This is a genomic window from Pseudomonas sp. A34-9 (assembly GCF_029543085.1).
Classification (GTDB): domain Bacteria; phylum Pseudomonadota; class Gammaproteobacteria; order Pseudomonadales; family Pseudomonadaceae; genus Aquipseudomonas.
This window is the reverse complement of the sequence record NZ_CP119967.1, coordinates 6,135,523-6,158,282: the sequence shown is the minus strand read 5'-3', so window position 1 is coordinate 6,158,282 and position 22,760 is coordinate 6,135,523. Positions and strand designations below refer to the sequence as shown.

The following is a 22,760-nucleotide window of genomic DNA, read 5'->3' as shown; positions in this document are numbered from 1 at the left end:
AAGCCTGTGTCGCTCTCGGCAATGCAGCTGGCGCAAATAGGCGCCTTAGCGGTCGTGGACAGACGAGGACTGTCACACTTATTTGTTAGCGTCGATCTCTTTGAATCAGGGAGAAGAGGCTTATGAAGTTCGCACCGAAATTTCTGGCTGTCGCACTGACGTTGGGCATGAGCCTGGCTACTCAGGCGTTCGCCACCGACCTGAAACACTGGCCGGCCGATCAGGCCAAGGCGCTGGATGCGATGATCGCCGCCAATGCCAACAAGGGTAACTACGCGGTGTTCGACATGGACAACACCAGTTACCGCTACGACCTCGAAGAGTCCTTGTTGCCGTTCATGGAAAACAAGGGCCTGATCACCCGCGACAAACTCGACCCTTCCCTGAAACTGATGCCGTTCAAGGACACCGCCGACCACAAGGAAAGCCTGTTCAGTTACTACTATCGCCTCTGCGAAGTCGACGACATGGTCTGCTACCCGTGGGTGGCGCAGGTGTTCTCGGGCTTCACTCTCAAGGAACTCAAGGGCTACGTCGATGAACTGATGGCCTCGGGCAAACCGGTGCCGGCGACCTATTACGAAGGCGATGTGGTGAAGAACCTCGACGTGCAGCCGCCGAAAATCTTCACCGGCCAGGTTGAGCTGTACAACAAGTTGATGGAGAACGGCATCGAGGTCTACGTGATGACCGCTGCTTCTGAAGAACTGGTGCGTATGGTCGCAGCGGATCCGAAGTACGGCTACAACGTCAAACCGCAGAACGTCATTGGCGTGACCACGCTGCTGAAGAATCGCGAAACCAATGAGCTGACCACTGCGCGCAAACAGATCACGGCCGGCAAATATGACGAGAAGGCCAACCTTGGCCTCGAACTGACCCCGTACCTGTGGACCCCGGCGACGTGGATGGCCGGCAAGCACGCGGCGATCCTCACCTACATCGACGAGTGGAAAAAACCGGTACTGGTGGGTGGCGATACGCCGACCAGCGACGGTTACATGCTGTTCCACGATGTTGACGTGGCCAAGGGCGGGATTCACTTGTGGATCAACCGCAAGGACAAATACATGACGCAGTTGAACGGCATGATGGCCAAGCACGCGGCGGCGCAGGCCAAGGAAGGTTTGCCGGTGACGGCGGACAAGAACTGGGTGATCGTCAAACCAGAGGAAATCCAGTAACACCTAGTCGCCTTCATCGCGAGCAGGCTCGCTCTGCAGGCTGATCATTCCCACGCTCTGCGTGGGAATGCAGCCCGTGACGCTCCGCGTCACTGGACGCAGAGCGTCCCTTCAGGCATTCCCACGCAGAGCGTGGGAACGATCGATAAGGCAAAAAAATACCCCGCACTTGGCGGGGCATTTTTATACGCGACGGATGAGCCTTACAGCCCGTCGAGCATCGCTTTGTTACGCACAGCACCTTTGTCGGCACTGGTTGCCAGCAGGGCGTAGGCCTTGAGGGCGGTGGTCACCTTGCGTGGACGGATCTCGACCGGTTTCCAGCCTTTCTTGTCCTGTTCGGCGCGGCGTGCAGCCAGTTCTTCGTCGCTGACCAACAGGTTGATCGAACGGTTCGGAATGTCGATCAGCACCTTGTCGCCATCCTGCACCAGACCGATCGCACCGCCGGCCGCAGCCTCAGGCGAAGCGTGGCCGATGGACAGGCCGGAAGTACCGCCGGAGAAACGCCCGTCGGTGAGCAGCGCGCAGGCTTTGCCCAGGCCTTTGGATTTCAGGTACGACGTCGGGTAGAGCATTTCCTGCATGCCCGGACCACCTTTCGGACCTTCGTAGCGAATGATGACGATGTCGCCTTCCTTCACCTCATCAGCGAGGATGCCGCGCACGGCGCTGTCCTGGCTTTCGAAGATCTTCGCGTTGCCTTCGAAGACGTGGATCGATTCGTCAACACCGGCGGTTTTCACCACGCAACCGTCGAGGGCGATGTTGCCGTACAGCACGGCCAGGCCACCTTCTTGTGAATAGGCGTGTTCGAAGCTGCGGATGCAGCCGTTTTCACGGTCGTCATCGAGGGTTTCCCAACGGGTCGACTGGCTGAACGCCGTCTGCGTCGGGATACCGGCAGGGCCAGCCTTGAAGAAGTGGTGTACCGCTTCATCGGTGGTCTGCGTGATGTCCCATTTGGCGATGGCTTCTTCCATGCTGCGGCTGTGCACGGTCGGCAGGTCGGTGTGCAGCAGGCCGCCACGGGCCAGCGAACCGAGAATGCTGAAGATGCCGCCAGCGCGGTGCACGTCTTCCATGTGGTACTTCTGGATATTCGGCGCAACCTTGCACAGCTGTGGAACGCTGCGCGAGAGACGGTCGATGTCGCGCAGGTCGAAATCGATCTCGGCCTCTTGGGCGGCAGCGAGCAAGTGCAGGATGGTGTTGGTCGAACCGCCCATGGCGATGTCGAGCATCATCGCGTTCTCGAACGCCTTGAAGTTGGCGATGTTGCGCGGCAGCACCGATTCGTCGTTTTCGCCGTAGTAACGCTTGCACAGCTCGACGATGGTGCGGCCGGCCTGCAGGAACAGTTGTTCGCGGTCGCTGTGGGTAGCGAGGGTCGAACCGTTGCCCGGCAATGCGAGGCCGAGGGCTTCGGTCAGGCAGTTCATCGAGTTGGCGGTGAACATGCCGGAGCACGAACCGCAGGTCGGGCAGGCGCTGCGCTCGTACTCAGCGACTTTCTCGTCAGAAGCGCTGGCGTCGGCGGCGATCACCATGGCGTCGACGAGGTCGAGGCCATGGGAAGCGAGTTTGGTCTTGCCGGCTTCCATCGGGCCGCCGGAAACGAAGATCACCGGAATGTTCAGGCGCAAGGCAGCCATCAACATGCCCGGGGTGATCTTGTCGCAATTGGAAATGCAGACAATGGCGTCGGCGCAGTGGGCGTTGACCATGTACTCGACGGAGTCGGCGATGATCTCGCGACTCGGCAGCGAATAGAGCATGCCGTCGTGGCCCATGGCGATGCCGTCATCGACGGCAATGGTGTTGAATTCCTTGGCCACGCCACCGGCGCGTTCGATTTCGCGGGCGACCAGCTGGCCCAGATCCTTCAGGTGTACGTGGCCCGGTACGAACTGGGTGAACGAGTTGGCAATGGCGATGATCGGCTTTTTGAAGTCGTCATCTTTCATCCCCGTGGCGCGCCACAATGCGCGGGCACCGGCCATGTTGCGGCCGTGGGTGGATGTTTTTGAACGGTAATCTGGCATGGAGCACTCCGGGCGGCTAATCAGGTATCAAAGGGGAGTGAGCTTCTATTGACGTCTGGAACACTCAGAAATGGCCGTGTGTCCGTGAAGTTGCCGATGACGTTGCGGGATCGCCGCTGGTCTCAGCCTGAGCTCATAAACCCGCCGGGGGATGAATGGCGATGAATCAGCCGATTCTACACCGCTGGCGTCTGGAGGGAATGGCGCAAAGTGTTGTTCCAGTCCAGACGGCGTATATGGAATGACGACCGGCGGGTTTAATCACCGTCGGCCTGTACAGCGGCATTGGCTTCAACGTTTGCGGCGCGGCGGCTGAGCCTGTTGTTGAGCACCAGCGCTATCGCGCTCAGCAACACAAAGCTGTAGCCGAGCGTCGTTTGCAGATTGGCTGGGCTGAGGCTGATCAACGCGCTGATAAACCCACCACAAATAAAGATGATCGTGCTGCCCGCCGAGGCCGAGGTCCCGGCGTTTTCAGGAAACAGGCCCATGGCCCGGGAGGTGGCGGCGGGGCGGGCAATGGTGGTGCCCGCCGTGCAGATCAACATCGGGATCAACACAGTGGCTGGCGCCAACCCGTGATTGGCTGCCAGGTACAGCATCGTTAGCCCCGACAGCAGTATCAGACTTAGCCCGGTGAAGACTTGCTGGGGAGGAGTGATCCGTCGATTGAGTACGGTGGCGAGGATGCCACCGACGACATAGGCCGCACCGTAAACCAGCAGGATCAGTGAAAAATCGTAGGGCGCGAGCTGCAATTGATCCATGAAAATCAGCGGCGAAATGACGATGAACGAGAAGTGGCAGGCGAAAGCGAACGCTGAAATCAGCCAGTAGCCGACAAACTCGAAATCCCCCAGCACGCGGCGGTAAGACTGAATGAAACCGAGCCGTGTGCCGCTGTAGGCCGGACGGCTGTTTGGTAAAAACAGCCAGGCTTTGATCAGCACCGTGGCGGCCAGCGCGGTAAACACCCAGAAGCTGCCGCGCCAACCGAGTGAGGCCTGAAGAAAGGTGCCGGCCAGCGGCGACACCGAGATGAAGATCCCGGTGGCCGTGACCATCAGGATCCGCAAACGGTCGCGTTCCTCACCTTCGAACAGATCCTGCACCAGCGCCTGGGACAGCACGAAACATCCACATCCCAGGGCCTGCATCACCCGGAATATGAGAAATAGCGTGTAATCGGAGGTCATCACGCAACCGAGCGCACCCAGCATCGATACGCTCATGCCGGCGAGTAACAGGCCCTTGCGGCCGATCACGTCCGAGAGGGGGCCGATCAGCACCTGAGCAAACGCGATCCCCACAGCGAACAGGCTGATGGACAGCGCGATGTCTGCCGGTGTTCTGCGAAAGTGCGCCGCGAGTGCTGGAAATGAAGGAAGCAGAACATCCAGTGGAAACACGCCCAGCAGCACCATGGCCAGCAACAGGCTGACAGCTGCGCGGCGCTGTCTTGTGGTTGTCTTGGATTGTCCGTTATCCATCGATCAGTCCTGCCTTGGCAAAAAGCTTCTGGTTATGGGCAAGTGCGAAAAAACCCGCCTTGCGCAGTGCGTCGAGCGTAGCGATGGAACCTGATCGCGCACGAGCACGATTGGCCAGCACCGTTGCCATGCCGCCGACGATGTCCATCACGTCGCTGTCGGCGATGCCGGCTCCTCGCAGGCTCTGTTGCAGCCAGACTTCGTCGGCCTCGAAAAAAATCCCGATGATCTCCAGCAGTGTTCTGCTCACAAACGTACGCTGGCGGCTGTTCATCGACAGCCAGAGATAATGGAACACTTCGCTGAAGTAGCGACTGTGGCGGGCTTCGTCAGTCAGGTGGTCGCGCAGCATGTCGCTCACGCTGGATACCAGGCTGTCGCGGCAAACGTCCAGCAGCTCCCGGGCAATGATGGTTTCCGAGACGAAACCGAGCAGAAACCATGCCAGTGCCCGGTTCTTTTCCGGGGTGCGGGTAATCAGAGCGTTCATGCGGGTGACGCGCTTCGCAATCACCGGACGTCCGGTGAACCCGTAAAACGCGGCGATCTGCTCTGCGAGGCGATTGGAGAACAACGCGTGATAACCCTCGTCGGTGTAGAGCTGCAGCGCGGCGTTTTTCATTTCCAGAGGCACGTGAATGGGCAGTTCGTGGTGCACGATGACTTCCACGGCGCGGTTGACGATGCGGTGTTCGAGCAGGGTGGTGTAATCGAGAAAGTGCACCAGGTGATTGGCTGACAGTCGGTGCAACACATCCCGCCCCGCCGCCTGGATAGCCGGGTGTGCCAGATAAGGTAGAAACGCCGGTGGAAACCAGTGGCGGGTTTGCAGTTGCAGCGGCACGTCATCAGGCAATTGATAATCGTGGGTACTGCTACGCACCGAGGCACGGCTGTCCCAGTCCCCCAAGGTGAATTTGAGTGCCCAGCACACCGGCGCTTCATCCGGGGCGGCAATCGACAGCGTCATGCTTGCCCCTCGCGCAACAGCTCGCGCATTTCGTGACACATCACTTGCCCGTCGCTTTGTCCGCAACCAACGAAGAACAGCGGTTGTTCAGCACTGCCCTCAAGCTTGAGGAGTGCTTCGACCTGCTGGTCGGCAAACGCGCCGGTCAACCACGTGTTGAGGCCCAATGCCGTGGCGACCAGTTGAAAGGTCTGCGACAGGTGGCCGGCTTCGACGAAAGCCATGCGATAGGCCCGCGAGTGTTCGTACTTCCACCAGAGCCGGTCGAAACGGGCGGTGATGAACAACCCCAATGGCAGGTTGTTGATGAAATGCTGCCCGCCGAGCAAGTGGCCGAGCGCCGGTTCAGGCAGCGGATTGACCCGGCTCAGGGTGTGTTCGGCCGGATGATAGGCATAGATGCCGGGTTCCAGGCCATCGACGTTCTGCACCAGCAGAAAGCCTTCGCAAGCGTTCAGGCCGCCAGCGGAAGGACTGCTGCGGCGTGCGCCGAGCCCTTGGGCGATGCTGTCGTCGCGGTCATGGTCACGTTCCTGGAGATAGCCGAGGGCGAGGTAGAGCAGGGTGCCGACGTCCTTCAGCGTTATCGCTGCACCTGTATAGGAACGGCAGGTTTTGCGCTGCCGCAGAACATTTCCCAGACGGTCGTCATTCAAAGCGCACGGCGCAGGCAGGGCGATACGCTGCGCGGGTGCTGGCGTCGGGCGATCTGTAGCAGGCTGTTGGGTGGCCAGTACTTCGTTGCAGTGCGCCAGATATTGTCTGGACCATTCGTGAATATTCTGTGGGGTATGTTCGCAGGGAATATTTTGCGTGCCGATGTGATAAATCTTCGACAGCTCATCCCAACCCCATGGCGGACTGTCTATTTGTGAAACAGTTAGAATGCCCGCGCTTAATAATTGTGTGTCTATTATGTTGTGGGCGTCGAAAAGTCCCGGGTTATGGATTAGTTGTGCAAGTCGATTGGCATAATTCAGATCAAGTTCGTACTGTGTGTGGTTTTTATAGTTCCACACGATTTGCCCGGGTGAGCGCGGCAATATAAATAAGTAGGGGTTGATGTACATGTCTGTCGATTCACTCTGGAAAAAGTCAAAAGGACGCCGGGTTGCCGGCAGTTCCCAGCGTCCTGACTTACTTAGCGGGCTTTAGGGGCAACCAGAAAAGCCAGGTTTGCGATTTTTTTACTTTCCAGAGAAATACGTTTCATGATGTGAACTCCTTGTTCATTTAAAGTTGAAGTCACCTCGTGGTGACAACTTCATAATAGTTTGTAATGGATTATTGGCAAGGGGATATTAAGTAGGAAATTTCCAGTAATTTTGTCGGAGTGGTCTTTAGTCGCGAATAAACTTGTAGGCCAAGTTTCGATAATTAAAGGGCGTAAGGAAATATCCTGCACGTCAGCGAGAAAGTACTTGTAGGAATTATTGGGAAATAGCGGGGAGGAAGGGGGGCGCGCCAAAAAAAAGGGGAGCCTGCTGGCTCCCCTTTTTCCGCATGGATCAGCTGTTGGGCAGCAAGCGGCAGGTGATGCTCTTGATGTAGCGCGTTTCAGCGATGGCCGGGTGCACCGGGTGATCCGGGCCCTGACCACCGCGCTCCAGCAACTGGATATTGCGGTCCAGGTGACGCGCGCTGGTCAGCAGGATGTTCTGCAGATCATCTTCCGGCAGGTGCATCGAGCAGGACGCGCTGACCAGGATGCCGTCCTTGTTGAGCAGGCGCATGGCTTGCTCGTTCAGGCGACGGTAGGCGCCTTCGCCGTTTTTCATGTCTTTCTTGCGCTTGATGAACGCTGGCGGGTCGGCGACGATCACGTCGAAGCGCTCTTCGCTGGCTTTCAGTTCTTTCAGGGCTTCGAAAACGTCGCCTTCGATACAGGTCATCTTGTCGGCGAAGCCGTTCAGCGCGGCATTGCGCTCAACGCCGTCGAGGGCGAACGCCGAAGCATCAACGCAGAACACTTCGCTGGCGCCGAACGCGGCAGCCTGCACGCCCCAGCCACCAATGTAGCTATAGAGGTCGAGGACGCGTTTGCCTTTGGCGTAAGGGGCCAGGCGTGCGCGGTTCATGCGATGGTCGTAGAACCAGCCGGTTTTCTGGCCCTGAATGACCGGGGCTTCGAACTTCACGCCGTTCTCTTCCAGCGCCACCCACTCGGGCACCAGACCGAACACGGTTTCGACGTAGCGGTTGAGGCCTTCGGCATCACGGGCGGCGGAGTCGTTCTTGAACAGGATGCCGCTTGGCTTGAGCACTTGGGTCAGTGCCGCGATCACGTCATCCTTATGCGCTTCCATGGTCGCCGAGGCGATCTGGACGACGAGGATGTCGCCGAAACGGTCGACCACCAGACCTGGCAGCAGATCGGAGTCACCGTAGACCAGGCGATAGAACGGCTTGTCGAACAGGCGCTCGCGCAGCGACAAGGCCACATTCAGGCGGTGCACCAGCAGCGATTTGTCCAGCGCAACTTTAATGTCGCGCGACAGCAGGCGGGCGCAGATCAGGTTGTTCGGGCTCATCGCCACGATGCCCAACGGCTTGCCGCCAGCGGCTTCGAGGATGGCCTGGTCACCGGCATTGAAGCCGTGCAGCGGGGTGGCAGCTACATCGATTTCGTTGCTGTAGACCCACAGGTGACCGGCGCGCAGGCGACGGTCGGCGTTGGCTTTGAGGCGCAAGCTAGGCAGGGACATGACGTCGCTCCGGAAAAAAGAGCGGGAGTATACCGTGTTGCGACTTGTGTCGGGCTTGGCCGGCGATGAAACGCTGATGACGCCTTCGCGAGCAGGTGCGCTCCCATATTGGTCTTGTGTCGGGCACAAGTGCGCTGTGGGAGCGAGCCTGCTCGCGAAAGCGGTCTTGAGAGCTACGCCGACAGCGCGTCGATCAGCTCCTTGTTGAACGCTGGAATATCATCCGGCTGGCGACTGCTGATCAAGTGACCGTCCTTGACCACCTCCTGATCCACCCAATTTACACCTGCGTTGACCAGATCGTCCTTGAGCGTCTTGTAACTGGTCATCGTCTTGCCATTGACCAGCCCCGCTGAAATCAGCAACCAGCTGCCATGGCAGATCACCGCAATCGGTTTGCCGGCCGAGGTGCCGGTCTTGACCAGATGCTGTGCGTCCTGGTCGATGCGGATAGTGTCGGAGTTCTGCACGCCGCCGGGCAGCACGATCGCGTCATATTGCTCGCTGCTGGCGGCCTGGAAAGTCTGGTCGACCGGGAAATCGTCCGCCGGTTTGTCGTGGTTCCAGCCTTTGACCGTGCCTTCCTCGGCCGAGAGGATATCGACCTGTGCACCGGCCTGTTCCAGGGCTTGCTTGGGGCCGGTCAATTCAACCTGTTCGAAACCATCGGTTACCAAAAAAGCGACGCGCTTGCCGTTGAGAGAAGTGGCCATCGATAAGCTCCTGAGTCTGTTGGAAATAGCCGCCCCACGGGACCTCAATGAACCGTCGGGCATTACAGAGTCCGAAGCCTGGGCTTGAATGAAAGTTCCTGACAATTGCCCACTGGTGTGTCGTCTTGCGGTTTTTAGGGGTTAGAATCGCCGCCTGTCCCAGAGTGTGTACTTATGTCCCAAGAGCTGACCACCGAACAGATTCAACAATCCCTGCAGGGCATCAGTGTGCCCGCGCAGCCGCAGATCATGGTGGATCTGCAAATGGAGCAGTACATGCCCGACCCGGACCTGGAGGTGATCGCCAAGCTGATTGCTCAGGACCCAGGCCTGTCCGGCTCGCTGCTGAAAATCGTCAATTCGCCGTATTACGGCTTGAGCAACAAGATCACCTCGATTCAGCGCGCGGTGAACCTGTTGGGCAGTCGCTCGATCATCAACCTGATCAACGCACAGTCGATCAAGGGCGAAATGAACGACGACACCATCGTCACCCTCAATCGTTTCTGGGACACCGCCCAGGACGTAGCGATGACGTGCCTGACGCTGGCCAAGCGCATCGGCACCCAGGCGGGCGACGAGGCCTACGCCTTGGGCCTGTTCCACGATTGCGGCGTGCCGTTGATGCTGCAACGCTTCCCTAATTACATGTCGGTGCTGGAAAAGGCTTACGCCAATGCCAGCGCCGAATGCCGTGTGGTGGATACCGAAAACGCCGAGTTCAACACTAACCACGCCGTGGTCGGCTACTACACCGCCAAGTCCTGGCGCCTGCCGGAACATGTCAGCGCAGCCATCGCCAATCACCACAACGCCCTGGCGATTTTCAGTGATGAATCGTCGCGCAACAGCCAGCTGAAAAACCTGCTGGCGATCCTGAAAATGGCCGAGCATATTTGCGCGTCGTATCGCGTGCTGGGCAACCAGACCGAAGATTTTGAATGGAACGCCGTCGGGCCGCTGGTACTCGACTATGTAGGACTGTCGGATTACGACTTCGAAACCCTCAAACAAACGATCCGCGACCTCGGCGCGCATTGATCCGAGAACGCCATGCCTGAATTGCCGGAAGTCGAAACCACCCGCCGCGGGATTGCCCCGCACCTGGAAGGCCAGCGCGTCAGTCGGGTGATCGTGCGTGACCGCCGGCTGCGCTGGCCGATCCCCGAAGACCTCGATGTGCGCCTGTCGGGGCAGCGTATCGTACTGGTCGAACGACGTGCCAAGTACCTGTTGATCAACGCCGAGGTTGGGACGCTGATCAGCCACCTGGGCATGTCGGGTAACTTGCGTCTGGTCGAAGTCGGTCTGCCGGCGCTCAAGCATGAACATGTCGATATTGAACTGGAGTCGGGGCTGGCGCTGCGCTACACCGATCCGCGACGGTTCGGCGCGATGTTGTGGAGCAATGATCCACTCAACCATGAATTGCTGATTCGCCTCGGACCGGAACCGCTGACCGATCTGTTCGATGGCGAGCGCTTGTTTCAGCTGTCGCGCGGGCGTTCGATGGCGGTCAAGCCGTTCATCATGGACAACGCGGTGGTGGTCGGGGTCGGCAATATTTATGCGACCGAAGCATTGTTTGCCGCCGGGATTGATCCGCGCCGTGAGGCCGGGGGGATTTCCCGGGGGCGGTATCTGAAACTGGCGATCGAGATCAAACGCATTCTGGCCGCCGCTATCGAGCGTGGCGGTACGACGTTGCGTGATTTTATTGGCGGTGACGGGCAGCCGGGGTATTTCCAGCAGGAGCTGTTTGTCTATGGCCGTGGCGGTGAACACTGCAAGGTCTGTGGCACCGGCTTGCGTGAAGTGAAGCTCGGTCAGAGGGCCAGTGTGTTCTGCCCGCGCTGCCAGAGCTGAGGCAAAAAGTTGAAAAAGTCCTACGGTCTATAGTGAGTTGTCTCACCGTTCAGCCCGAAGGATCGTGCCATGAAATCCTTGCAAGTCCTCTTTGTCACGCTGCTGCTGTGTTCCAGTCTGGCTGTCCAGGCCACGGAAAATGGCAGCGGTGATCCGCGCTACACCATCCAGAATCCCCCGGCCTACGCGATGATCGGCGACTTGCTGATTGCCCGACCTTTATTGGTGGTGGCGACGGTGATTGGTGCTGGCGCGTTCGTCGTGTCGTTGCCGTTTACCGCGCTGGGTGGCGGGGTGGGCGATGCGGGGCAGGCGTTGGTGGTGGATCCGGCGAAAGCTGCTTTTGTGCGGTGTCTGGGGTGTATCGGGGAGGGGTTTGAGCAGCGTGAGTGAGCGGATCAGGGATTTGCTGTGTAGCTGATGGCCCTTTCGCGAGCAAGCTCGCTCCCACATTTGAAATGCATTTCAATGTGGGAGCGAGCTTGCTCGCGAAGAGGCCCGTAAGAGCGCTACAAGTCCGTTAGATCAGGCCTTGCCGGTAATCTTGCGGTACTTCTCCATCAACTGTTCTTCAGTCTCCGGATGCGCTTCGTCCAGCGGAATGCAATCCACCGGGCAAACCTGTTGGCATTGCGGTTCGTCGTAGTGGCCGACGCACTGGGTGCACAGGTTAGGGTCGATCACGTAGATCTCTTCGCCTTGGGAGATGGCGGCGTTCGGGCACTCGGGTTCGCAGACGTCGCAGTTGATGCAATCGTCGGTGATGATCAGGGACATGCTAACTCCAGCCGGGGCGGCAGGCCCGGGCGCTATAAATCAATGCGCGCAATTGTGCCGCATTGGCGGGCGCAGTGCACGTTGCTGCGATCAAGGGCACGAGACTGCAATCTTTTAAAAGCAAAAGATCGCAGCCTGCGGCAGCTTCTACTTCTTGAAGCGCAGGGTCAGCGCGTCGGCCACGGCAGGGTGGACGAACTTGCTGATATCGCCGCCCAGCGCGGCAATTTCCCGCACCAGCGTCGAGGAAATGAATGAATAACGCTCGGACGGGGTGAGAAACAGACTCTCCACATCCGGGGCCAACTGGCGATTCATGTTGGCCAGCTGAAATTCGTATTCGAAGTCCGACACCGCGCGTAAACCACGCAGGAACACATTGGCGTTCTGCTCTTTGGCGAAATGCGCCAGCAGCGTCGAGAAGCCGACCACTTCCACGTTCGGCAGGTGTTTGGTGACCTCGCGAGCCAGTTCGACCCGTTGTTCCAGTGGGAACAGCGGGTTCTTTTTCGGGCTGGCAGCGACCGCGATGATCACGTGATCGAACAGGCGCGAGGCGCGTTCGACCAGATCGCCATGGCCCTTGGTAATAGGGTCGAAGGTACCTGGGTACAACACTCGGTTCATCGCGTCGTCCTGGCGGGAGTCCGTTGGGGAGTCGGATGGTATCGCAGCCGTCCCGGTCGGCCAAGTCGCCTGTTGGGTAAGAAAGCACTATAGACGATGGCAATAATCGGTTTTTTCACGGGTTTCTCAGCCGATCGGCGAGGGATGTCGCCAGTTGCGCGGTCAGGCCATACACCGACAGCTGCGGGTTGGCGCCGATGCTGGTGGGGAACAGTGAGCCGTCATGGATCGACAGATTAGCCAGTTGATGATGCCGGCCGAGACTGTCGGTGACCGCGCTTTTCGGGTCTTCGCCCATCGCGCAGCCGCCCATGACGTGGGCGCTGCCGAGCCGTGTACGGTACAGCTCGAGGCTCAAACCATCGATCAGGGTGCGGGCTTCGGCCAGGGTTTTCACGTAACGGGCATCGGCGTGCATCGGCATCACCGCTTTTGCGCCGCCGGCGAACTGGATTTCGGCCATGACATGAAAGGCCCGGCGCAGGCCTTCCCAGGCGTAGGGCGAAACCTGATAGTCGAGCACCGGCGAACCATCGCCCCGCAACTCGACTGCACCGCCCGTGCTGTCCGGATGAAAACCGTCGCGCAGCAAGGCCAGCATGGCGTGGGTGTGCGGCAGGTCAGCCATGTGTTGTGCACTTTCCTCACCAAAGCCGCCGAGCAGCGTGGCTGCCAGTGCCGGATGCAGCGGTGGTACTTCAAGTTTGAAAGCCATCGGTCCGCTGGTGCCGTCCTTCCATTGGAAATGGTCGGAATAGATCGACTGCGGCGCCCCGTAAAACGGGTTGATGACTTCGTCGAAGCGCGCGGCGGACATGTTCACCGGGTGCAGAAAGGTACGTTTACCCAAATTTTTATGCGGATCCGGGGCGTCCGATCGCAGCAACAGCGCCGGGCTGTTGATGCCGCCGCCGGCCAACACATAATGCTTTGCCTTGATCGTGATTTTGCGTCCGGTCGGCGCGACGCAGCGTTCGTCCATCGCCACGCATTGCAGGCCAGTGACCTTGTCGCCGCTGATCAGCAGTTTCTCCGCTCGGGCCAGATAAAGCAGTTCGCCGCCCTTTTCCAGCGTCGCCGGAATGGTCGTGACCATCATCGATTGCTTGGCGTTGGTCGGACAGCCCATACCGCAATAGCCGAGGTTCCAGCAGCCGCGCACGTTACGCGGGATCACGTGCCAGCTATAGCCAAGTTGCTCGCAGCCTTTGCGGATCACGTCGTTGTTGGCGTTGGGTGGCACCATCCACGCTGCAACGCCGAGGCGCTGTTCCATTTTCTCGAACCACGGCGCCATCTCGGCGGGGCTGTGGCCTTTGACGTTGTGTTCCCTGGCCCAGTGTTCGAGGGTCGGTTCCGGGGTGCGAAAGCTCGATGTCCAGTTGATCAGCGTGGTGCCGCCGACCGCGCGCCCCTGGAGGATGGTGATCGCACCGTCCTTGCTCATGCGGCCGATGCCTTCCTGATAAAGACTGCTGTAGGCCTGGTCTTCAAGCATTTTGAAATCGGAGCTGGTTTTCAGCGGGCCTTCTTCGATCAGCAGGACTTTGTAGCCGGCAGCACTAAGGATTTCCGCCGTGGTGCCGCCACCGGCGCCGCTGCCGATGATCGCCACGTCGGCTTCCAGGATCAGGTCGTCGGTCAGTTGTGCGCCGTTGTAGGTTTTCCAGCCTCGGGCGAGGCCTTCGCGGAACGGGTCGGGTACGGGCATCGATCAGGTTCTCTTTATTATTTTTGGATGCAGGGTGTGGCGGCTGGCCCCTGTGGGAGCGAGCCTGCTCGCGAAGGTCGCGACGCCGATCTCAAACGGTGGGTGGGCCGGGATAACCGCAATGCGCCCAGGATTCTGCGCGGGTGTACCAGGCCATCATCACCATCTGCTGCAGCGAGCTATGCCCCATGCGCAGCAGGCTCAACGAGCTGTTTTCCCAGCGATCAAGAAAATGCCGCATCGCCTCGGGGCTGGCATTTTCCCAACTGCCCCAGATCCCGGTGAGTGGCCCGCGCGTCACCGCCATGCCGAGAACGTCGAACAGCTGCCGGGTGAGTTTGAGCATTTCTGGCGACAGGTGATTGAGGCTGTCGTCCAGCGACTTGAGTGTGCCAGCAACGGCGTCGGGCATTTTCTCGGCCGCCACGGCGCCGTCGAGCATCACCGGAATCAGGGCGCGCAAAAACAGCAGGTCGCCGTCGCGCAACGCCACAAAACCGTCGGCCGCGACGCTCGACGAGCAGCCGCTGAGGCTGGCGCCGAGTCCGGCGGTGGCGAGGAATGCCGTGGCGCCAAGGCTGAATTTCAGCAGGCCACGGCGTGACAGTGCAGGTGTTTCGGTCAGGCTTGGGTGCATTATTTTTATTACCCGGCGGTGACGAATGTTTAGCGAATGAACAGCTTCTGGATCAGTTTCTGCATCGATGTGCCGTAGGGCGGGTAAATCAGTCTGGCTGCGTTGAACCGCTGTTTAATCAGCACGCCCTTGGCTTTGCTGAAGGTCAGGAAACCTTCGTGACCGTGGTAGTGGCCCATGCCCGAAGCGCCGATGCCGCCGAACGGCATGTCGTCCTGAGCCACATGCAGCAACGTGTCGTTCAGGCACACACCGCCGGAATGGGTTTCGTGCAGCACGCGGGTCTGTTCGCGTTTGTCGTAGCCAAAGTAGTAAAGAGCCAGAGGACGTGGCCTCTGATTGATGTAAGCGAATGCCTGCTCCAGATCCTGATACGGCACTATCGGCAGCAGCGGCCCGAAGATTTCGTCCTGCATCACCGTCATCTCGTCGCTGACATTCAGCAGCACGCTGTGCGGCATGCGCCGGCCCTGACCCTGCTCGAACAGCGGAATCAGCAGCGCGCCCTTGCTCGTGGCGTCGCTTACGTAGCCGTTGAGCCGCGCCAGTTGGCGTTCGTTGATGATCGCCGTGTAGTCCGGATTGTCGGTCAGTGTCGGGTAAAAACCCTGCACGGCCTGGCGATAGGCTTCGACGAAAGCACCCACACGCTCTTCCGGGACCAGTACGTAATCCGGGGCGACACAGGTCTGGCCGGCGTTGAGGGTTTTACCGAAGGCGATGCGCTCGGCAGCATCCTTGAGCGGCACATCGCGGGAGACGATAGCCGGCGACTTGCCGCCCAGTTCGAGTGTCACCGGGGTCAGGTTTTCGGCGGCGGCGCGCATCACGTGTTTACCGATGCTGGTGGCGCCGGTAAACAGCAAGTGATCGAAGCGCAGGCGGGAGAACGCCACGCCGATGTCGGCTTCACCGAGCACCACGCAGACCAGGTCTTCGGGGAAAATTCTCGCCAGCAACGCTTTCATCAACAAGCCGGTGGCCGGGGTCGATTCACTGAGTTTGAGCATCACTCGATTGCCTGCCGCCAAGGCGCCGACCAGCGGGCCGACCGCCAGATACAGCGGGTAATTCCACGGCACGATGACGCCGACTACGCCCAGAGGCTGATACACCACTTTCGCCGACGCTGGCTGGAACGCAATACCGACCTTGCGCCGCGAAGCTTTCATCCAGCCTTTGAGGTGACGGCTGGCGTAATGAATGCCGTGCAAGCTCGGCATCAGCTCGGCGAGCAGGGTTTCATCGGCGCTGCGATGACTGAAATCGGAGCTGATCGCCTCGATCAATGCCTGACGCTCGTTACTCAGCAAATCGCTCAGCGCTTTGAGCCATTGCTGGCGCTGGGCGGCGGGTGGCATCGGGTTCGCGGCATACGCGGCCCGCTGTGCCTCGAACAACCGGTCCAGCTCTGCCAGCGGTTGTTGCAGCGTTTGCAGGTAAGCAATGTCGGCAGTCATGGTCTGCTCCGGATTTATTGTAATGATGAACTTTTTAGAGTCTATGCTCTAGAAAGTCAAATGACTTCCTTGCACAGCAGTGTTTTATCCATTTCCGGTTAGGTCGTAAGATGCCCCTCAACGCACTCTGAATTAAAGCTCAAGCCATGGCCCCACGAATAAAAACCAGCGAGCGTATCGTGCTCAACAGCCTCGAACTGTTCAATCAGCAGGGCGAGCGCAGTATCAGCACCAATCACATTGCCGCCCACATGGAGATTTCTCCGGGCAACCTGTACTACCACTTCCCTAACAAGCAGGCGATCATCGCCGTGTTGTTCAGTGAGTACGAAAGCCTGGTCGACAGCTTTCTGCGCCCGCCGCAGGGGCGCGCGGCAACAGTCGAGGACAAGCGTTTCTATCTCAAGGAACTGCTCTCGGCGATGTGGCGCTACCGCTTTCTGCACCGCGATCTCGAGCATCTGCTCGACAGCGATCCGGAGCTGGCCGCCCGTTATCGGCGATTTTCCCAGCGCTGCGTGATTCAGGGCGCAGCGATCTACGAAGGTTTTGTTGCTGCCGGAATCCTGGATATGGATCGTGTGCAGATCGAATCCCTGACCCTCAATGCCTGGATCATCCTGACATCCTGGGTGCGCTTCCTGTGCACCACCCGCGAAAACTCCAACCACCTCAGTGAGCAAGCCATTAAACGTGGCGTGTATCAGGTGCTGGTGCTGGAAGCCGGGTTTGTCACCGAGCAGGCGCGAGACGAGGTCAACGCGTTGTTCGAGGAGTTCTACGTGCCGCTGGCCCAGGCCCTTGAAGACGTGAAATAAACCGTTCTGTTGAAATCCCCCAGGAGCCCGTTATGCCGATTGCGCAACTGATCAGCCCCGAAGCACTGGATGCCCGCAAGGCGCAGCCGGGGCTGGTGATTCTCGATTGTCGTTTTGCCCTCGAAGACCCGGACTACGGTCAGCGCAGCTATGCCGAAGGGCACATTGCCGGGGCGAGCTTCGCCGATCTTGAACGTGACCTCAGCGGCAAAGTGGTCAAAGGCGTGACCGGTCGGCATCCGCTACCGGATCCGGCAGCGCTGAACGAGCGTCTGCAAGCGTGGGGCATCAACAATGACAGCGATGTGGTGCTTTATGACGACGGCCCCGGTGCCTACGCCGCGCGGGCGTGGTGGTTGCTGGCATGGCTGGGCAAGCGTGACGGCGTGTTCATTCTCGATGGCGGACTCAAGGCCTGGCATGCGGCGGGTTTGCCGTTGAGTCTGGATGCGCCGACCACCACCACGGGCCATTTCAGTGGCCAGCCGGACATGAGCTTGCTGCTCAGCGCCGAGCAACTGCAACAGCGGCTGGGTCAACCGGCACTGACGTTGATCGATGCCCGGGCTTTGCCGCGTTTCAAAGGCGAGGTCGAGCCGATTGATCCAGTTGCCGGGCATATTCCAGGTGCGCAATGTGCGGCCTTCACTGACAACCTCGGCAGCGATGGGCGATTCCTGCCGGCGGATCAACTCAAGCAGCGTTTTGCCGCGAAGCTCGGTGAGCGTTCGCCTGCGGATCTGGTTGCGTATTGCGGGTCCGGCGTGACGGCGTGTCACAACCTGTTTGCATTGTGCCTGGCGGGTTATCCGTTGGCTGCGTTGTATGCCGGATCGTGGAGTGAGTGGATCAACGAGCCTTCGCGCGGTATTGCCACCGGCGAATAAGATCAAAAGATCGCAGCCTTTGGCAGCCCCTGCATTGGAATGCATTTCCCTGCAGGAGCTGCCGAAGGCTGCGATCTTTTAGCTTTCTATCCGGGCGCTACGGTACGCGGCGGGCCCGACGCCATAAGCCTGCTTGAACTGCCGGCTCAAATGGCTCTGATCGGCAAAGCCCAGTTGCGTGGCGACTTCCACCGGCAAGCAGCCGTGCTGCAGGAGTGCGCGGGCCTGGGCGATGCGCTGTTGCATCAGCCAGGTATGCGGCGGCATGCCGGTCGCGCGGCGGAATACCCGGGCGAAATGGAAGGGCGACAGATTGACCGCTGCCGCCAGCTCCTCAAGTGACGGTGGCGCTGCCAGTTGTGCGTGCAACAGTTCTTTGCCCAGCAGCACCGCGCGGTGTTCCTTACCGGCTCGACCGGGCACCGGCACTGCCGCATGGCGCTGCAACAGCAGCAACATCATCTCGCGCCACACCGTCTGCTGTTGCAGCGCGGTGGCCGGGCTTTCGAGCAAACGATGCAATTGCGCGAACCCGTTGACCAGATCTGCATCGCGATACAGCGTGGCGCCGAACGCCGGCAGGTTTGTGGTGGACAGCTCCAGTTCATCCACCAGCGAAACGATCTGTGAAGTATCGGGATAAAACGCCCGATACAGCCAACCGTCCTCAGTGCCTTTGTGACCGGTATGCAATTCGTCCGGATTGATCAACACCAGCGTGCCGCTGCCGGCCAGATGCTCGGCGCCGCGATAGCGATAACGCTGGGCGCCGGCCATGATCATGCCGATCACGAATCCGTCGTGGACATGCGGGGCGAAGCGATGCTCGATGTAGCGCGCTGACAACAACTCGATCCCGGCCAGCGGCGCGGTTTGCCAGAAGCGGATCGACTCGCCCCGATCGCTCATGCAGGCACGCGGGCCAGCCACTGCGGGATGCGGCGTTCCAGGTAATAACCCGGCTGACGCAGCGAGCCGTCGACGAAGCCGACGTGTCCGCCGCGAGCCTGCAACTCGAAGGCCGTCGACGCCGACAGCTCACTGGCCTGCGGCAAGCTGTGCGGGAACACGAATGGATCGTCCGCCGCCTGAATGATCAGGGTCGGCGTGCGGATCTCGCCGAGGAAATAGCGGCTCGAGGCACGGCGATAGTAGTCTTCGGCATCCTCGAACCCATGCAACGGCGCGGTCACCCGGCCATCGAAATCCCAGAAGGTGCGCATGTTCTCCAGCGAGCCGAGGGCGGCCAGCGCGGCGAGGCCGTCTTCACGCCCATCGTGCTGAAACTGCCGCTGTTTGTTTTTGATGTAGGCGACCATCTCGCGCATGAAGTGCGCCTGATAGACCCTGGAAAATCCTTGGCCGATGCGGTCGGCGCATTGATCGAGGCGGAATGGCACCGACACGGCCACCGCGCCGAGCACACCGCTGGCGCTGCCGGTTTCGCCCAGATGCTTGAGCAATACGTTGCCCCCCAGCGAATAACCGACGGCATACAGCGGCGCCAGCGGGCGTTTGGCGCGCAGGTGGCGAATGGCTTCGGCGAGGTCTTCGCTGGCGCCGGAGTGATAACTGCGCGGCAACAGGTTCGGCTCGCCCGAACAGCCGCGCCAGTTCAGCGCGACACTGGCCCAGCCTTGCTCAGCCATCGCCTTCTGAATGCCAGCCACATAAGGCGAATTGGAGGAACCGGTCAGGCCATGCAGCACCAGCACCAACGGTGCCTCGGCGCTGTGCGGACCGTGCCAGTCGAGGTCGAGGAAATCGCCGTCATCAAGCCACAGGCGTTCGCGTTCACGTTCGATATGCACGGTTTTGCGCCACAGCGGCCCCCACAAGGTTTGCAGGTGGGGATTACCCAGGCCGAAGGCCGGTGTAAAGCGGGGGCTGGAAGCTGGGGTCAGTGAAGGCACGGCAAATCTCGACAGGTCATGCTTGAAACGGCAGGCGCAGCGGGCGTCTGCCGTTTTCAGTGAAAGCACCTAACTTGCCACAAAGCCTGTGGCGGCGCGACACATGCTCCCGGATGAAGCGTCGGGCGGTGGCGCCGATGGTGCTGGCACCGGTCGTTGCTCGACGGTCGCCCCGACCGTCACCACGCGCCATTGGTCGGCGCTCAGGTGCCGGTTCAATGCCTCGTGGGTTTGCTTGAGTGTCAGGCGTTGCACCTGCTGCACGGTGTAATCGAGGTCCAGCGGCAGATCATGGCGATTGATAGCCACCAGTTGCTGGAGTATCTGCCGGTTGCTGGCGCTGTTCAGGGCACTCATGTTGGCCACTTGCAGCTTGATCTGATCGAGTTCCTGTTGAGTCGGCCCGTCGCGCAGATAGTCACTGAACAATGACCGGGTCAAGGCCAGCGTGCCCGCGCTGAATGACGGGCTGACTTGCAGGGTGATCATCATCAGGCCCGTCGTCGCCCAATCGGCGTTTTGCGCATGAACGTCGTACACCAGCCCGCGTTTTTCCCGTAGTTCTTTCATCAGTCGACTGTTGGCCGTACCGCCAAAAATCAGGTTGGCCGCGTATAGCGCCGCATAGTCCGGGTGCCGTCGCGACACGCCGGGTTGGGCAAGCATCAGGTGAGTCTGGGTCAGCGTCTGTTCCTCATGGAGACTCATTTCGGTGCCGGTCGTTGTCTGCGCGGGCATCGGCGTGGCGGGTGTACCCGGTGGTGTGACCGGCAACTCGTTACTGATCTGCAGGCTGATCGCTTTCGCCTGTTCCAGTGTCAGGTCGCCGACCAGGGTGATTTGCGCATGAGCGGCGGTATAGAAGCGCTGGTGGAAATCAACCACGGCGGTCCGGGTGAGCGCCTGCAGTCCCTGATCGGTGCCGTAGAACGGTCGCGAGTAAGGACTGTTCGGGGCAAGCAATGCCTTGGCCCGCAGTGCCGCCAGATCGTCGGCATCCTGCGAGGTTGCCATGAGACTGTCGCGCAGCTCGTTTTTCACCCTTGGCAGAGCCTCTTCAGCGAGTAACGGTTTGCCTAGGATTTGCGCGAACAGCGCCAGCGCCGGGGTACTTTTGCGCGCGTCGCTCAAGCTGCGCAGGGCGAGATGGGCGCGCTCATGATCGATGCCCATCTCCAACTGGGCACCCAGACCGTCGACGGTCTCGACAATGGCGGCGAGGTCTTTGCCCGCCACGCCTTCACTGAGCATGCTGAACGTGGCGGCGGCGAGTCCCGGCGTATCGCCGTCCCGGGCACTGCCCGCGGCGAAGCTGACGTGTACGTCGAACATCGGCAGTTCGGTAGTGCGAATGAATAAGACTTTGCTGCCGCTCAGTGTCTTCCAGGCCTTGATGTGCAGCGCGCGTGAAGGCGCGGCGACAGGCAGCAGGCCCGACAGCGATTGCAGGCGTGGCGCCGGAGCGTTGGCCGAGGCGCTGAGTGCCGTATCCGCCAGCGCTTGAATGCCGGTCACGGCGGCGATCACTCCAAAGCCGAGCAATGTGCCCCGCCAGTAACGAAGGCGATTATTCATGAGCCGCCTCCTTGAGCACATGCGCAACTGTCAGGCGTTTGCGGGTCAAAAACACGGAAGCGGCCTGCTGGATGTCAGCCGGTGTCACCCGGGCAAGCTCGTCGGGATCTTGCTCCATCAACTGCCAGGGCAGGCCGATAGTTTCCAGAGTGGCCAACTGATGGGCCTGTTCGACGATAGAGTCCTGCCTGTAGATCTGCCGGGCGATCAAGTGTGTACGTGCCCGCTCCAGCTCCGCAGGGGACGGTGGGCTGGCCTGCAGTTCTTCAATCAGTTGCCAGACGCGCGCCTCGGCAGCGTCGAGATCATCAGCGTGGCTGCTGGCCAGTTCGGCGGTCAGCAACAACAGGCTGTCGCCCCGTGTAAAGGCGTCGTAAGACGTGTGGGCATTGCTGAATAATTGTTCGGCGAATTGCAGGCGCTTGACCAGACGCGCGCTGTTGGCACCCCCCAGCAATACGTCGATCAGGCGCAGGGCGTGCACGGATCGGCGATTTTTCGCGGTGGCTAGCGCCGGCACATTGAAGGCCATGATGATTTGCGGCGTGGGGACGGGAAGATGCAGGGTCAGCCTGCGCTCACCGGGCTGGGCCAGTTCGGTGGGCCGCCGTGCAGGCGCAATGCTTCGCGCTGCCAGCCGGCCGAAGTAGCGCTGCGCCAGTTGCTTGACCTGATCCGGCTGCACATCGCCCACGACCACCAGCGTGGCGTTACCCGGTGAATAGTGGGTCTCGTACCAGCCGCGCAGATCGTCGACATTCAATCGGTGCAGGTCATGCATCCAGCCAAGAATCGGCGTGCGATAGGTACTGGCCAGGTGTGCCACAGCGGTGAACCGTTCAATGGCCAGATCATGGGCATTATCGTCGGTGCGCGTACGGCGCTCTTCGCGAATCACCGCCAGTTCCGTCGTCAGGTCTTCGCCATGCAGGTGGGCGGTCGACATCAGGTCGGCCATCAACTCGAAAGCGACACCCAGATACTGCGGCGCCAGGGTCTGGTAATAAGCCGTGGCATCTTTGCTGGCGAAGGCGTTTTCCCGAGCGCCGAGTGTTTGCAGGATCGCCGAGGCTTCGCCGGCGCAGGTCTTGCTGCTGCCTTTGTAGAGCATGTGCTCGAGCGCGTGGGACAGTCCGCTCTGGCCCGGTGCCTCATCGGCGGAGCCGACTCTGAACCAGAGTTGCGAGGTCGCCACGGGCGCGCGATGGTCTTCGCGCACCAGCACGTTCAGACCGTTGTCGAGGGTGAATCGGTGGGTCGGCGCGGGCGGGGCGGCCAAAGACATCAATGGCGCCAGGCAAAGAATGAGCAGCATCCGGCTGCATAACGTATCCATACATGAATCGTCCAAAGTGGTTAACGCAGATTGCGGCTACCACTGT

At 60.1% G+C, this 22,760-nt stretch carries 21 protein-coding genes; 6 read left to right on the top strand and 15 right to left on the bottom strand.

Annotation, left to right across the window (positions count from 1 at the left end; genetic code table 11):
• Positions 1-122 precede the first annotated feature (122 nt).
• Positions 123-1,184 (top strand): haloacid dehalogenase-like hydrolase, encoded by a 1,062-nt coding sequence (locus P3G59_RS27690; protein WP_277759724.1) that lies wholly within the window; start codon positions 123-125, stop codon positions 1,182-1,184.
• A gap of 203 nt (positions 1,185-1,387) precedes the next feature.
• On the opposite strand, the gene ilvD is transcribed toward P3G59_RS27690, so the two are convergent.
• From ilvD to P3G59_RS27660, 6 genes are all read right to left on the bottom strand, one after another.
• Positions 1,388-3,229: a dihydroxy-acid dehydratase gene (gene ilvD, locus P3G59_RS27685; protein ID WP_277759723.1), complete on the bottom strand. Its 1,842-nt coding sequence runs from the start codon at positions 3,227-3,229 to the stop codon at positions 1,388-1,390.
• A gap of 257 nt (positions 3,230-3,486) precedes the next feature.
• Positions 3,487-4,719: a multidrug effflux MFS transporter gene (locus P3G59_RS27680; protein ID WP_277759722.1), complete on the bottom strand. Its 1,233-nt coding sequence runs from the start codon at positions 4,717-4,719 to the stop codon at positions 3,487-3,489.
• Positions 4,712-5,689: a diiron oxygenase gene (locus tag P3G59_RS27675; protein ID WP_277759721.1), complete on the bottom strand. Its 978-nt coding sequence runs from the start codon at positions 5,687-5,689 to the stop codon at positions 4,712-4,714. The genes P3G59_RS27680 and P3G59_RS27675 overlap by 8 nt, the downstream gene beginning before the upstream one ends.
• Entirely contained in the window at positions 5,686-6,759 is a 1,074-nt protein-coding gene (locus P3G59_RS27670) for a SagB family peptide dehydrogenase (protein WP_277759720.1), read from the bottom strand. Before P3G59_RS27670 ends, P3G59_RS27675 begins: the two co-directional genes overlap by 4 nt.
• Positions 6,760-7,197: 438 nt before the next feature.
• Positions 7,198-8,394 (bottom strand): class I SAM-dependent rRNA methyltransferase, encoded by a 1,197-nt coding sequence (locus tag P3G59_RS27665; protein ID WP_093429813.1) that lies wholly within the window; start codon positions 8,392-8,394, stop codon positions 7,198-7,200.
• A 173-nt stretch (positions 8,395-8,567) separates the two neighbouring features.
• The gene (locus tag P3G59_RS27660; protein WP_277759719.1) at positions 8,568-9,107 is read right to left on the bottom strand and encodes a type 1 glutamine amidotransferase domain-containing protein; all 540 of its coding nucleotides are present in this window, start codon (positions 9,105-9,107) and stop codon (positions 8,568-8,570) included.
• 228 nt (positions 9,108-9,335) lie between these two features.
• On the opposite strand from P3G59_RS27660, the gene P3G59_RS27655 reads away from it, so the two are divergent.
• The 3 genes from P3G59_RS27655 (at position 9,336) to P3G59_RS27645 (ending at position 11,366) form a co-directional block, all read left to right on the top strand.
• Positions 9,336-10,148, top strand: coding sequence for an HDOD domain-containing protein (locus tag P3G59_RS27655; RefSeq protein ID WP_277762206.1), 813 nt, complete (start codon positions 9,336-9,338; stop codon positions 10,146-10,148).
• A gap of 12 nt (positions 10,149-10,160) precedes the next feature.
• Entirely contained in the window at positions 10,161-10,973 is an 813-nt protein-coding gene (mutM, locus tag P3G59_RS27650; protein ID WP_007913582.1) for a bifunctional DNA-formamidopyrimidine glycosylase/DNA-(apurinic or apyrimidinic site) lyase, read from the top strand.
• Between the two features lie 69 nt (positions 10,974-11,042).
• Positions 11,043-11,366 (top strand): multidrug transporter, encoded by a 324-nt coding sequence (locus tag P3G59_RS27645; protein ID WP_277759718.1) that lies wholly within the window; start codon positions 11,043-11,045, stop codon positions 11,364-11,366.
• A 132-nt stretch (positions 11,367-11,498) separates the two neighbouring features.
• Here P3G59_RS27645 and P3G59_RS27640 read toward each other — a convergent pair whose 3' ends face one another.
• From P3G59_RS27640 to P3G59_RS27620, 5 genes are all read right to left on the bottom strand, one after another.
• Entirely contained in the window at positions 11,499-11,750 is a 252-nt protein-coding gene (locus P3G59_RS27640; RefSeq protein WP_003195146.1) for a YfhL family 4Fe-4S dicluster ferredoxin, read from the bottom strand.
• Positions 11,751-11,897: 147 nt separating this feature from the next.
• Positions 11,898-12,377, bottom strand: coding sequence for a pantetheine-phosphate adenylyltransferase (gene coaD, locus P3G59_RS27635; protein ID WP_003229157.1), 480 nt, complete (start codon positions 12,375-12,377; stop codon positions 11,898-11,900).
• Between the two features lie 115 nt (positions 12,378-12,492).
• On the bottom strand, positions 12,493-14,088 hold the full coding sequence (locus P3G59_RS27630; RefSeq protein ID WP_277759717.1) for a GMC family oxidoreductase: 1,596 nt from the start codon (positions 14,086-14,088) through the stop codon (positions 12,493-12,495).
• A 91-nt stretch (positions 14,089-14,179) separates the two neighbouring features.
• On the bottom strand, positions 14,180-14,725 hold the full coding sequence (locus P3G59_RS27625; RefSeq protein ID WP_277759716.1) for a twin-arginine translocation pathway signal protein: 546 nt from the start codon (positions 14,723-14,725) through the stop codon (positions 14,180-14,182).
• Between the two features lie 29 nt (positions 14,726-14,754).
• Entirely contained in the window at positions 14,755-16,185 is a 1,431-nt protein-coding gene (locus P3G59_RS27620; RefSeq protein ID WP_277759715.1) for a coniferyl aldehyde dehydrogenase, read from the bottom strand.
• Positions 16,186-16,331: 146 nt separating this feature from the next.
• On the opposite strand from P3G59_RS27620, the gene P3G59_RS27615 reads away from it, so the two are divergent.
• Together P3G59_RS27615 and P3G59_RS27610 are read left to right on the top strand one after the other, a co-directional pair.
• Positions 16,332-17,003: a TetR/AcrR family transcriptional regulator gene (locus tag P3G59_RS27615; RefSeq protein ID WP_007913599.1), complete on the top strand. Its 672-nt coding sequence runs from the start codon at positions 16,332-16,334 to the stop codon at positions 17,001-17,003.
• Positions 17,004-17,035: 32 nt separating this feature from the next.
• Positions 17,036-17,890: a sulfurtransferase gene (locus P3G59_RS27610; protein ID WP_277759714.1), complete on the top strand. Its 855-nt coding sequence runs from the start codon at positions 17,036-17,038 to the stop codon at positions 17,888-17,890.
• 78 nt (positions 17,891-17,968) lie between these two features.
• Here the strand turns inward: P3G59_RS27610 and P3G59_RS27605 are convergent, their stop codons facing one another.
• The 4 genes from P3G59_RS27605 to P3G59_RS27590 form a co-directional block, all read right to left on the bottom strand.
• Complete coding sequence (locus tag P3G59_RS27605; RefSeq protein ID WP_277759713.1) at positions 17,969-18,799, bottom strand: AraC family transcriptional regulator; 831 nt, start codon at positions 18,797-18,799, stop codon at positions 17,969-17,971.
• The gene (locus tag P3G59_RS27600; RefSeq protein WP_277762205.1) at positions 18,796-19,794 is read right to left on the bottom strand and encodes a hydrolase; all 999 of its coding nucleotides are present in this window, start codon (positions 19,792-19,794) and stop codon (positions 18,796-18,798) included. Before P3G59_RS27600 ends, P3G59_RS27605 begins: the two co-directional genes overlap by 4 nt.
• Before the next feature lie 78 nt (positions 19,795-19,872).
• Positions 19,873-21,378, bottom strand: coding sequence for a pitrilysin family protein (locus tag P3G59_RS27595; protein WP_277759712.1), 1,506 nt, complete (start codon positions 21,376-21,378; stop codon positions 19,873-19,875).
• Positions 21,371-22,714 carry a pitrilysin family protein gene (locus P3G59_RS27590; protein WP_277759711.1) on the bottom strand — a complete coding sequence of 448 codons (1,344 nt, stop codon included), beginning with the start codon at positions 22,712-22,714 and terminating at the stop codon, positions 21,371-21,373. The genes P3G59_RS27595 and P3G59_RS27590 overlap by 8 nt, the downstream gene beginning before the upstream one ends.
• Positions 22,715-22,760: the final 46 nt, after the last annotated feature.

Excerpts from the sequence above, each read along its gene's own strand:
- ilvD (WP_277759723.1), bottom strand. The coding sequence starts at position 3,229 with ATGCCAGATTACCGTTCAAAAACATCCACCCACGGCCGCAACATGGCC.
- P3G59_RS27645 (WP_277759718.1), top strand. The coding sequence starts at position 11,043 with ATGAAATCCTTGCAAGTCCTCTTTGTCACGCTGCTGCTGTGTTCCAGT.
- P3G59_RS27630 (WP_277759717.1), bottom strand. The coding sequence starts at position 14,088 with ATGCCCGTACCCGACCCGTTCCGCGAAGGCCTCGCCCGAGGCTGGAAA.
- mutM (WP_007913582.1), top strand. The coding sequence starts at position 10,161 with ATGCCTGAATTGCCGGAAGTCGAAACCACCCGCCGCGGGATTGCCCCG.
- P3G59_RS27675 (WP_277759721.1), bottom strand. The coding sequence starts at position 5,689 with ATGACGCTGTCGATTGCCGCCCCGGATGAAGCGCCGGTGTGCTGGGCA.
- P3G59_RS27590 (WP_277759711.1), bottom strand. The coding sequence starts at position 22,714 with ATGGATACGTTATGCAGCCGGATGCTGCTCATTCTTTGCCTGGCGCCA.
- P3G59_RS27595 (WP_277759712.1), bottom strand. The coding sequence starts at position 21,378 with ATGAATAATCGCCTTCGTTACTGGCGGGGCACATTGCTCGGCTTTGGA.
- P3G59_RS27605 (WP_277759713.1), bottom strand. The coding sequence starts at position 18,799 with ATGAGCGATCGGGGCGAGTCGATCCGCTTCTGGCAAACCGCGCCGCTG.
- P3G59_RS27670 (WP_277759720.1), bottom strand. The coding sequence starts at position 6,759 with ATGTACATCAACCCCTACTTATTTATATTGCCGCGCTCACCCGGGCAA.
- P3G59_RS27680 (WP_277759722.1), bottom strand. The coding sequence starts at position 4,719 with ATGGATAACGGACAATCCAAGACAACCACAAGACAGCGCCGCGCAGCT.
- P3G59_RS27660 (WP_277759719.1), bottom strand. The coding sequence starts at position 9,107 with ATGGCCACTTCTCTCAACGGCAAGCGCGTCGCTTTTTTGGTAACCGAT.
- P3G59_RS27690 (WP_277759724.1), top strand. The coding sequence starts at position 123 with ATGAAGTTCGCACCGAAATTTCTGGCTGTCGCACTGACGTTGGGCATG.
- P3G59_RS27625 (WP_277759716.1), bottom strand. The coding sequence starts at position 14,725 with ATGCACCCAAGCCTGACCGAAACACCTGCACTGTCACGCCGTGGCCTG.
- P3G59_RS27640 (WP_003195146.1), bottom strand. The coding sequence starts at position 11,750 with ATGTCCCTGATCATCACCGACGATTGCATCAACTGCGACGTCTGCGAA.
- coaD (WP_003229157.1), bottom strand. The coding sequence starts at position 12,377 with ATGAACCGAGTGTTGTACCCAGGTACCTTCGACCCTATTACCAAGGGC.
- P3G59_RS27620 (WP_277759715.1), bottom strand. The coding sequence starts at position 16,185 with ATGACTGCCGACATTGCTTACCTGCAAACGCTGCAACAACCGCTGGCA.
- P3G59_RS27615 (WP_007913599.1), top strand. The coding sequence starts at position 16,332 with ATGGCCCCACGAATAAAAACCAGCGAGCGTATCGTGCTCAACAGCCTC.
- P3G59_RS27665 (WP_093429813.1), bottom strand. The coding sequence starts at position 8,394 with ATGTCCCTGCCTAGCTTGCGCCTCAAAGCCAACGCCGACCGTCGCCTG.
- P3G59_RS27610 (WP_277759714.1), top strand. The coding sequence starts at position 17,036 with ATGCCGATTGCGCAACTGATCAGCCCCGAAGCACTGGATGCCCGCAAG.